The organism is Sphingobacterium sp. N143, from assembly GCF_030325625.1.
In the GTDB taxonomy this organism is placed as follows: Bacteria; Bacteroidota; Bacteroidia; order Sphingobacteriales; family Sphingobacteriaceae; genus Sphingobacterium.
On sequence record NZ_JACAIS010000005.1, the window covers coordinates 323062 to 334233 of the forward strand.

Annotated in this window: 10 protein-coding genes and 2 tRNA genes; 11 read left to right on the forward strand and 1 reads right to left on the reverse strand. The window is 40.7% G+C overall.

The genetic code is table 11. The annotated features are described in order from the left end of the window. The first annotated feature begins 3 nt into the window (after positions 1-3). From HX021_RS12355 to HX021_RS12375, 5 genes are all read left to right on the forward strand, one after another. Positions 4-567 (forward strand): DUF3109 family protein, encoded by a 564-nt coding sequence (locus tag HX021_RS12355; protein ID WP_286590672.1) that lies wholly within the window; start codon positions 4-6, stop codon positions 565-567. 50 nt (positions 568-617) lie between these two features. Beyond that, positions 618-1589, forward strand: a complete 972-nt coding sequence (locus HX021_RS12360) for a polyprenyl synthetase family protein (RefSeq protein WP_286590673.1) — start codon at positions 618-620, stop codon at positions 1587-1589. Position 1590: 1 nt separating this feature from the next. Further along, a complete protein-coding gene (locus HX021_RS12365) occupies positions 1591-2643 on the forward strand; it encodes a TerC family protein (protein WP_286590674.1) in 1053 nt (350 codons plus the stop codon). Between the two features lie 198 nt (positions 2644-2841). Continuing rightward, the gene (locus HX021_RS12370; RefSeq protein WP_286590675.1) at positions 2842-4029 is read left to right on the forward strand and encodes a C1 family peptidase; all 1188 of its coding nucleotides are present in this window, start codon (positions 2842-2844) and stop codon (positions 4027-4029) included. A 158-nt stretch (positions 4030-4187) separates the two neighbouring features. After that, entirely contained in the window at positions 4188-5381 is a 1194-nt protein-coding gene (locus tag HX021_RS12375; RefSeq protein ID WP_286590676.1) for a thioredoxin family protein, read from the forward strand. A 130-nt stretch (positions 5382-5511) separates the two neighbouring features. On the opposite strand, the gene HX021_RS12380 is transcribed toward HX021_RS12375, so the two are convergent. After that, complete coding sequence (locus HX021_RS12380; protein WP_286590677.1) at positions 5512-7635, reverse strand: prolyl oligopeptidase family serine peptidase; 2124 nt, start codon at positions 7633-7635, stop codon at positions 5512-5514. Positions 7636-7999: 364 nt separating this feature from the next. On the opposite strand from HX021_RS12380, the gene HX021_RS12385 reads away from it, so the two are divergent. From HX021_RS12385 to HX021_RS12410, 6 genes are all read left to right on the forward strand, one after another. Continuing rightward, complete coding sequence (locus HX021_RS12385) at positions 8000-8755, forward strand: UDP-2,3-diacylglucosamine diphosphatase (RefSeq protein WP_286590678.1); 756 nt, start codon at positions 8000-8002, stop codon at positions 8753-8755. Then, a complete protein-coding gene (locus HX021_RS12390; protein ID WP_286590679.1) occupies positions 8707-9327 on the forward strand; it encodes a Crp/Fnr family transcriptional regulator in 621 nt (206 codons plus the stop codon). The genes HX021_RS12385 and HX021_RS12390 overlap by 49 nt, the downstream gene beginning before the upstream one ends. A gap of 66 nt (positions 9328-9393) precedes the next feature. Further along, positions 9394-9723: a DMT family transporter gene (locus HX021_RS12395; RefSeq protein WP_286590680.1), complete on the forward strand. Its 330-nt coding sequence runs from the start codon at positions 9394-9396 to the stop codon at positions 9721-9723. 98 nt (positions 9724-9821) lie between these two features. Beyond that, complete coding sequence (gene prfA, locus HX021_RS12400) at positions 9822-10895, forward strand: peptide chain release factor 1 (RefSeq protein WP_286590681.1); 1074 nt, start codon at positions 9822-9824, stop codon at positions 10893-10895. 73 nt (positions 10896-10968) lie between these two features. Beyond that, positions 10969-11042: transfer RNA gene (locus HX021_RS12405), tRNA-Asp, on the forward strand. Positions 11043-11100: 58 nt separating this feature from the next. Beyond that, positions 11101-11172: transfer RNA gene (locus HX021_RS12410), tRNA-Asp, on the forward strand.

An 11172-nucleotide genomic window follows, 5' to 3' on the forward strand; every position in this document is an offset into this window, starting at 1 on the left:
AGAATGATTGAAGTAGGAAATGTGTTGGTACATGAAGATCTGATCAATAATGACTTTGTGTGCAATTTATCAAAATGTAAGGGAATCTGTTGTATTGAAGGTGATTCCGGCGCACCATTACTGGAAAGCGAAAAGGCAATTTTAGAGGAGATTTATCCAAAAGTAAAGCCCTATATGACTGAAAAAGGTATTGAGGCCATTGAAGAACAGGGTAAATATGTGGTTGATGTGGATGGTGATCTAACAACAACCTGTGTTGACGGGAACAAAGAATGTGCTTATGTAACCTGGGAAAACGGTATTACCAAATGTGCCATTGAAAAAGCTTATGAGTTAGGTGAGGTACATTGGCGCAAACCCGTTTCCTGTCACCTCTACCCTATTCGTACCACACACTATCCAGAGTTTGATGTGCTGCATTACGACCGCTGGCATATCTGTAAAGATGCATGTAGTTTTGGGAAGGAATTACAGGTACCTGTCTATAAATTTTTAAAAGATCCGCTGATTCGGACTTATGGTGAAGAGTGGTACAAAAATCTTGAGAAAGCAGTCGACGAGTTGTAACAAAATCATTATCTTTAAGCTTTAACTATTTTGGTATTTCACCCCAATTCATGTCAAAATTAAGAGAGATCCAACGTCCTATAATCCAAGAACTTGAAGCTTTTGAAAAGAAATTCAAAGCTTCGATGAAAAGCTCCGTTCCCTTATTGGATCGTATTACACAATATCTAATCAAGCGCAAAGGCAAACAAATGCGGCCGATGTTTGTATTCTTCTCTGCAGGGATCTGTAACGGAATCAATGAATCGACCTACAGAGGTGCTGCATTGGTAGAATTGCTGCATACAGCCTCTCTGGTGCATGACGACGTAGTGGACAACTCCTATGAGCGTAGAGGTTTTTTCTCAATAAATGCGCTTTGGAAAAACAAAATAGCGGTTTTGGTGGGTGATTTTCTATTGTCAAGAGGGCTTTTGCTATCTGTCAAACATGAGGATTATCATTTATTAAAAATCGTGTCCGAAGCTGTAGACCAAATGAGCGAAGGTGAATTGCTGCAGATTGAAAAAGCCCGCAAGCTGGACATCGAAGAGTCCATATATTTTGAGGTGATCAGGAAGAAAACTGCTTCCTTAATTGCTTCTTGTTGTGCTTGCGGATCGGCATCATCCAATGCAGACCAGGACACTGTAACCAAGCTCCACCAGTTTGGCGAAAAAATAGGGATCGCGTTCCAGATAAAAGATGATCTATTCGACTTTGGTATCGATGATATTGGCAAACCCCTGGGAAATGACATCAAAGAAAAGAAAATGACTTTACCTTTGATTTATGCATTGAATCAAGTAGGGAGCAGTGAAAAAAGAAAGATGATAAACCTGGTCAGAAATCATAATGAAGACCCTAAAAAAGTTGCTGAGGTCATTGACTTTGTACGCAACAGTGGCGGCCTGGAATATGCAACAGCGCGAATGCTGGAATACCAGCAAGACGCATTTCGTATCTTGGACGATTTTCCCGACAGCGAATATAAAGAAGGTTTACAGCAACTTGTAAAGTACACAACAGAACGAAAAAAATAAAATGAGTCACGAATTAATGTTTTTTGGAGGTTTCCTCATCTTCATTGCACTGATGCTAGCAATCGACCTTGGATTATTTTCCAAAGGTGACAAACCTGTAAGCTTAAAAATGGCCAGTATCATGAGTGCCATTTGGGTGCTGTTCTCCCTGGGATTCTATTGGCTCCTCCGTCATTATGGATTTGAATTACACAATATCCACGACCTGGACCACCTGCAGGAGATCATTAGTAAACACCATCACGATATCAAGATCATCCCGGGGGATCTGGCTGCCAGCCTGGATGTCTATAATAAAAACCTTGGCCTGGAATATCTGACCGGATACGTGGTTGAATACGCACTTTCTGTAGACAATATTTTCGTCATGGTATTGCTTTTTACCTCCTTTGGGATTCCGGAACGCTATTACCATAAAGTATTGGTGTGGGGAATTCTGGGAGCCATCATCATGCGTTTTCTTTTTATATTCCTTGGTGCGACCCTGATTGCTAAATTTGGTTGGATTCTATACGTTTTTGGAGCCTTCCTGGTATTTACAGGGATAAAAATGTTCATCAATCGGAATCAAGAGGAAGAAGTCGATCCTCAGAACCATCCGGTTGTCAAATTTGCTTCGAAATATTTCAAAGTGACACCTAAGTTAGATGCAGGACATTTCTTTCACCTAGAAAATGGCGTCAAATATATGACCCCTCTATTTCTCGTATTGCTGGTCATTGAATTCACGGACCTTATCTTTGCGGTGGATTCCATTCCCGCGATTTTCTCAGTGACCAAGGATCCTTATATTGTGTTTTTCTCCAATATTTTTGCTATCCTCGGATTACGGTCCATGTTCTTCCTCTTGGTCAATATTATTCATAAATTCCAATATCTAAAAGTAGGTTTAGCCTTTCTATTGGTTTTTATCGGTTTAAAGATGTTGTTGCATCATTGGTTGGCAGAAGCTGGTTTTACGACGACACATTCACTCATCGTCATCGTTAGTATACTGGCTATAAGTATCATCGCTTCCTTGCTCTTTCCTAAGAAAAAAGAAATTATAGAATAAATAGCTGAGCACCAAAAGGTCGTAAAAATTTACGACCTTTTGGTGCTCAGCTTCTTACCACTGCTGAAGGTTCCAAGCCATTCAGAAAACGCACAAAATCCCTGCTATTTTTAAGAACAATTATTTTACAGAGGAAATTGACATACTAAATTTAATTTTTTTAATTTAGCACCACTTTAAATTAACAAAATACTAACAATGAATTGGAATAAATCGATTGTACTAGCGGCTTCTCTTTTTGCAGCCTCATTCCAAGTACAAGCACAGGACAATTTGATCAATTCGCTGAAAGCGAATCAAAATGACAATAGCAAATCTGGATTTACATTTACTGAAGTTATCAACTTAGGTAACACATCAATCAAGGACCAAGGTTCATCAGGTACTTGTTGGTCATACTCGGGAAATTCTTTCCTTGAATCTGAGATGATTCGTATGGGCAAAAAGCCGGTTGAAATCTCTCAAATCTATACTGCCCGCAATACCTATTTAGATAAAGCACGTACCTATGTACGTCTTCATGGCGGTTTGTCTTTGGGTGAAGGTGGTCAATTCCATGATGTCCTGAATTCATTCCGTAAATATGGAACAATGCCACAGTCTGCCTATACAGGTCTGCACTATGGTAGCACACGCAACAATTTCGGTGAAATGACATCCATGTTGGATGCCATGTTAGGCGCAGTTGTAAAAAGCAAAACATTGACCCCAAATTGGGAAAAAGCGTATACTTCAGCAATGGATTCGTACTTAGGTGAAGTTCCTGAAAAATTCGATTACAATGGAAAATCCTATACGCCACGTACTTTTGCTGACCAAGTGATTGGTATCAATCCTGATGATTATGTAGGTATCGCTTCCGTTACTGACCATCCATACTACAGCCAATTTGTATTATTAATCCCTGACAACTGGTCATTTGACCGTTTCTACAATGTTCAGATGAATGACCTAACGGATATCATCGACAATGCTTTAGAAAAGGGTTACACTGTTGCCTGGGCAACTGACGTATCTGAAAAAGGATTTTCATGGAAAAATGGTGTGGCTTATGTTCCCGAAAAACCATTTGAACAAATGACTGATCAAGAAAAAGCAAGTATGTTCGTTGGACCAAAACCAGAGCTCAAAGTTACGGCTGAAGAAAGACAAAAAGCGTTTGACAACTGGCAAACAACAGATGATCATGGCATGCACATCGTTGGTCTTGTAAAGGATCAAAATGGCAAAGAATACTATATCGTTAAAAACTCTTGGGGAACATCCAATGACTATAAAGGTTATCTGTATGCTACCAAAGAATTTGTACGTTATAAAACAACATCGTTAATGTTACATAAAGGTGGTTTGACAAAAGACCTGAAATCGAAGATAAATATCAAGTAAGCGATTTCTCTAACGGTTAAAAACACCTCGGAAATTAATGTTTCCGAGGTGTTTTTGTTTTCAGATTAATTTGATAACTTAAACATAATTATAAATCTAGATGTTCAGTGAGTATGAGAAGCATAATCGCATTATTCCTTACAATTTTTTTGGGGAGTATGGCTCATTCCCAAACCAAGGGAGTGAAATTTGTAGAAGGGCAAAGTTGGCAACAAATTAAGGAAAGGGCGCTGGCAGAAAATAAGTTTATTTTCATGGAACTATTCGCCACCTGGTGTGGTCCCTGTCAGTATATGAGCAATGAGATCTTCCCTCTGGAACAAGTCGGACAACCCATCAATCAAGATTTTATCAGTGTCCGTGTACAGATGGATTCCACAGCGTCTGACAATGCTGAAGTCAAAAAATGGTATGCCGATGCCCGCAGCATCTCCAATGAATATAATATCCAGTCTTTCCCTACCTTTCTGATCTTCAACCCACAGGGCCAGGCTGTACACCGCATTGTGGGTGCGAGTGATGCCCCTGATTTTATCAATTATGTAACCGATGGGTTATATCCGGAAACACAATATTACACGTTATTAAAAAAATTCGAAAAACGCCCACAGGATATCTATACAGCCAAGCAAATGCTGAAAGCAGCAAATATAGCGTATGACGAGAATACAGCCCGCAGAGCCGAAAACACCTTGGCGAATTCATTGGGTACGGATGAATTGTTTAAGAAAGAGAATGTACATATCTTACTGGCAGCAGCAAAATTTACCAATTCCAAAGCTTTCAACCTGATTCGTAACAACAAAGAGAAAATAGACATCCTGTTGGAATCACCGGGCATAGCCAATCGGACATTAGCCAATGTGGTGGTCAATGAGCTATTACAGATCAAGATCGATGCTAGGCAAGAACCTCAGTGGGACAATTATCAGAACCAGCTCGCCCAAAAATATCCGGACATTGATTTCGTTCCCATGTTCAAAAAGATAAAAGCACACTATTATCTCCAAGTCAAAAATTATGTTGCGATGAAAAACACCATCAACGATTATCTATCGTCAGAGGATTTCACACCGCATCAATTAAATACCTTTGCCTGGACCATTTTTAATAACAGCAGTGATCCCGAATGTATAGCTGCCGCGATTAGCTGGAGTAAGAAATCCATTATTGAGGATCCTAGCAGCGCTTTCTTAGATACTTATGCAAATTTGCTGTATAAAAAAGGTGAAAAAGAGAAAGCCATAAAATGGCAGAACAAAGCCATCGAGATGGCCAGTGAAGATGATCGTCCCATTTATCAGGAAACATTGGACAAGATGATGAAAGACGTGCAAACCTGGGAAAATTAACAGGCCCCCTTCCAAAAAGAATGCATAAAAAAGTCCGGACTACCTCACTAGCCGGACTTTTTTATTGATATTAACCAGGTTATTGCGCAAACACGAACATCCCAGTATAACGAAAACTTTTTGTTGCTTCCTATTTTAATGTTTTGATCCCCATATTCCAGAGCGCAAATGCATATTTATCTACTGTACTATTGATCAATACTTCCGTGGATCGACCAGCTCCATGTCCAGCCTTCGTTTCGATACGGATCAGTACAGGATTATCACATGCTTGTTTAGCCTGCAATTCAGAAGCAAATTTATAGGAATGAGCAGGTACAACACGATCGTCATGATCACCGGTAAAAACCATTGTCGCCGGGTAGCACACACCTGTTTTTACATTATGTACCGGTGAATAGCCTTTCAGATAATCAAACATCTCTTTACTATCATTGACAGTGCCGTAATCATATGACCAGCCTGCGCCTGCCGTAAAAGTGTGATAACGTAACATATCTAAAACACCAACCTCCGGAAGGGCCACCTTTGCCACCGTAGGATCGATGGTCATCGTCGCTCCGACCAGCAGTCCTCCATTGGATCCTCCCGACAAAGCTGTATATTCGGGGGAGGTATATCCATTTTCCTGAAGATAATGTGCAGCAGCTATAAAATCATTGAACACATTTAGCTTGTTGAACTGTCTCCCGCCATCATGCCATTTTTGTCCATATTCACCGCCACCACGCAAATTCGGCACCGCATAAATGCCTCCATTAGCCAGCCAGACAGCCACCGAAGTGCTGAAAGAAGGCGTTAAGCTGATATTGAACCCTCCATAGCCATACACAATGGTTGGATTTTTTCCGTTCAATTCAATTCCTTTTTTATAAGTAATGATCATAGGAACCTTGGTACCATCTTTGGAGGTATAGAAAACCTGTTTTGATTCGTATAGGTCCGTATCAAACTTAACTTTAGGTTTGATGTAAAGTGTGGACTGACCAGAGCTGACATCAAATTTATAGCTTGATGCTGGTGTAATATAATTGGAGAAACCAAAATAGATCTCTTTTTCTTTCTTCTTGCCAGAGAATCCACTTGCTGTTCCTATCCCAGGCAATTCAATCGCTCTCATTTTTTTGCCGGTATAGTCATACTGAATCACAAGAGAAACAGCATCCTTCAAATAATTCGCAAACAAATAGCCTCCGCCAGTACTGATCGAAAGCACATGCTCGGTCTCTGGAATTACATCTTTCCAGTTCTCCTTCGCTGGATTCTTCAAGTCAACCTTTACCAGACGGTTGTTGGCAGCGTTATAGTTAGTCTCCATTAAAAAAGAATCTCCAATATTATCGACGACAGAAGTATTGGCATCAAAGTGATCCTGCAGGCAGACAATCTTGCTATTTGGCTGACTCAAATCTTGATAATAAAGTTCATTACCGGTCGTTGTGTTCGCCGCAGAAATAATCAAGTATCTTTGGTCATCAGTTAGTGAAGCACCAACATAGCGCCTTGGTGTTGATGAACCACCAAAAATCAGCTTATCCGTGGATTGTGCTGTTTTAAGTTTATGATAATACAGCTTATGCTGGTCGGTTTTTTCAGAAAGCTCTGACCCTTTTGGTTTATCATAACTTGAGTAGAAAAAACCATCATTACCTTTCCAGGCAATACCTGAGAACTTCACATCGACCAAGGTCTCTCCAACTGGTGTTTTATCCTTTGTGTTCCATACAATGACCTTTCGCCAGTCCGAGCCACCTTCAGAAATCGAATAAGCAACCAGGCTTCCATCTTTGGAAAACGAAACATCTGCCAAAGAAGTCGAGCCATCTTTGGAAAATGTGTTGGGATCCAAGAAAACTTCCTCGGCGCCCTTCTCTCCCTGTTTACGATAGAGAACAGCATGCTGCTGCAATCCATTATTTTTAAAGAAGTAGGTGTACTCCCCCTCTTTAAATGGCGTACCTATTTTTTCATAGTTCCATATATCTGTCAATTGGTCTTTTAATTTTGACCGGAAAGGAATACCATTTAGATAATTAAATGTCACTTTGTTCTCAGCTTGCACCCAGCTTTTTGTTTCCGCTGAACGGTCATCTTCTAACCATCGATAAGGATCAGCTACTTTTTCACCCCAGAATTCATCTACAACAGTCCCTTTATTCGTTGTCGGATATTTTAGCTGTTGTCCATAACCAGTGCTTGCTGTGCCTGCCATACCTATAATCATCAGGATAAGACCTAATTTTTTGTTTATCATAAAAAATTTTATACTTGTTTCACCCAAAAATAACAAATATAATTTCAGATTCAAGACTTTACCCCTTCAGGACATGCGATTATCCAAAATCTAAAACAATATGAAAGCAGCCCAATACACTTGTCACTGCTACAGCTCTTCGAAAGTGAGTGTTATGGCATAAAAAATTCATACGATATGATCCTAGCAGAATCCCTTATGCCTGTTATCATTGACCGCCAGATCAGTTCAAGCCCCCGATGAGAAAACCTGATCCTGAAGCACTGCCTATTTACGCCCCCCCTTGCGGAGCTGCCTAAGTTCCACCGAAATATATTGGAGACTGAATTTTGTATTCGCCGCCATTTTTTTTAGTTTTGGGCACATGTCAACAAGAAAAAAAATCTATTTTGCCTCGGACTTTCACCTAGGGTCTTATCCACAGGAACTGTCCCATGAAAGGGAGCGGCGTATCGTCCAATGGCTGGAGCAGGTCAAGACGGATGCTGCCCATCTTTATCTTGTTGGCGATATTTTTGATTTTTGGTTCGAATATGCCACTGTTGTCCCAAAAGGCTACATACGCTTTCTGGGTAAATTGGCGGAAATTACCGATCTAGGGATTCCCATCACCTTATTTAAAGGAAATCATGATATGTGGATGTTCGATTATCTCAAAGAGGAACTGAATGTTGAGATTATTGATAACGAACTTGAGCTTCAGCTTGACGGTAAACTTTTCTTTGTGCACCATGGCGACGGCTTAGGTTCGGGCGATTATAAGTATAAGCTGTTAAAGAAAGTATTTCGAAGTTCTTTTTGCCAATGGCTATTTGCACGTCTACACCCCAATCTCGGCATCGGAATTGCCACACGATGGTCCAAACACAGTAGGCTTGCCAATAATGAAGATGAAAAATTTTTGGGCGAAGATAAAGAATGGCTTATCGGCTATGCAAAAGAAATCGAGGCACACAGGCATCACGATTTCTATATCTTTGGTCATAGGCATCTTCCATACGATGTTAAACTCCATTCGAAGAGCCGAATCCTCAACCTTGGTGAATGGATGAATTATTATACTTATGCCGTATGGGATGGAGAAACCTTAAGCTTGGAAAAATGGGCGGGGAAATCATAATTTCATTATCGGAATGTCTCCAGAGCTATCATTTTCTTACCCCGGAAAGCACCGCTAAACTTGAGCAAATCAGTAAGAAAATCACCGCGAAGCGTAACAGTTTACTGATTAAACAGGATAAGATTCAAAAAGACATCTATTTTTTGGCTTCCGGATTAGCCCGGGTCTACTACGAAACTTCAGACAGACAGATCACCCTTGACTTTGTTTCCCCGGGGGGAACATTAATATCCATGAACAGTTATGTTCACGATACACCGGGTTACGAAAATATCGATCTGTTAGAAGATAGTGTCCTCTACCAGATTGATCAAAGACAACTATTTGAGCTTTATGAAACTGATATTGCCATTGCCAATTGGGGACGAAAGATGGCAGAACTGGAATTTATCAAAGCTGAGCAACGAACGATGTCCAAGCTTTTCAATACGGCACAAGAACGGTATTCGGAATTGCTACAGAAATACCCTCAGTATATCCAGCGTATCAAACTGGGCTATATCGCGTCTTACCTTGGTGTTAGCCAAGTCACACTCAGCCGGATCCGTGCAAACATCCATACCAATTTTTAACATTTGTTAAAATTATTCTCCATTTAAAATTGGAAATTTGTCCCTGAAACAAAACATCAAAAAGATATGAATTGGGTATTTTTAGTACTAGGCGGATTATGCGAAATTGGCTTTACAACGAGCCTCGGCAAAGCCAAAGATGCACAAGGAAGTGAGCAATGGCTTTGGTACGGAGCTTTTGCCGTATTCCTATTTGCCAGCATGGGTTTATTGATAAAAGCCACACAGACACTTCCTTTGGGAACTGCTTATGCAGTCTGGACAGGCATTGGTGCCGTGGGAACAGTTTTAATGGGTATTTTTTTCTTCAAAGAACCAGTGGATTTCTGGCGCATATTCTTTATTTTCACACTGATCGCCTCTATCATTGGACTAAAAGCAGTTTCCGCTCATTAATAGCTGGCTAGGTAGTTTAAAAGCAACAAAATTTCCTTACTTTTGTACTCTCAATAGTAATCTAGGTCATACATTCCTAGAAGAAGCATTTTTGATATATGTTAGAAAAATTACAAGCGATCAAGGAAAGATGGGAAGAGGTGGAAGCTGAGTTAAGCAACCCGGATACCATGCAAGATATGAAACGTTTTGCCAAATTAAATAAAGAATATAAAGATTTGGGCAAAATCGTTGACCAATACCATATTTACAAAAATATGGTGAGTAATATTGATACCAATAAAGACATCATCATGAACGAAAAGGACCAAGAACTTCGTGAGATGGCCAAAGAGGAATTGGATTTATTATTGGTTGAAAAAGAGGAAAAAGAAGAGGAAATCCGTTTAATGCTGATTCCTAAGGATCCTGAAGATGCTAAAAATGCCATCATTGAAATCCGTGGTGGAACAGGTGGTGATGAAGCTGCTTTATTTGCTGGTGACCTGTACCGCATGTATACCCGCTATTTCGAAACCAAAGGTTGGCGCAACGAAGTAATGGATGTCACGGAGGGAACTTCTGGTGGTTATAAGGAGGTCATCTTAAAGGTAATCGGTGAAGATGTTTATGGTCAATTAAAATACGAGTCTGGTGTACACCGTGTACAGCGTGTTCCTGACACTGAAACCCAGGGCCGTGTGCATACCTCTGCGGCTTCAGTGGCTGTTTTGCCGGAAGCTGAAGATGTGGATGTTGAAATCAATCCAGGAGATATCGAGATGCAAACGTCTCGTTCTGGTGGTGCTGGCGGACAGAACGTCAACAAGGTCGAAACAAAGGTGCAACTGACCCATAAACCGACTGGTATTGTTGTCGTCTGTCAAGTGGAACGTTCACAATTGGCCAATCGTGAGCTGGCCATGGAAATGCTGCGCAACAAACTGTATGAGCTTGAGCTGAACAAGAAAAACGGTGACATTGCCGCAAAAAGGAAAACACTGGTGTCCACAGGAGACCGCTCGGCGAAAATCCGTACATACAACTATCCACAGGGCCGTGTTACTGAACATCGTATTGGAATGACGATGTATAACCTACCTGCTATTATGGATGGTGATATTCAAGGTATTATCGATGCATTGCAGTTTGCGGAGAATGCAGAGAAGATGAAAGAAGGTCAAGTAGACTAGTTTTTTTTCAAAAAACCTTTGCAGATACACAAACAAACGCTATATTTGCACACCTTCTGAGGAGAAGGGTTGAGGTCTGGTAGTTCAGCTGGTTAGAATACATGCCTGTCACGCATGGGGTCGCGGGTTCGAGTCCCGTCCAGACCGCTTCAAAAGAGAGCAATCTCAATTGGTTCTTTAACAAAATAAGTTTTTAAGATTTTTAGGTCTGGTAGTTCAGCTGGTTAGAATACATGCCTGTCACGCATGGGGTCGCGGGTTCGAGTCCCGTCCAGAC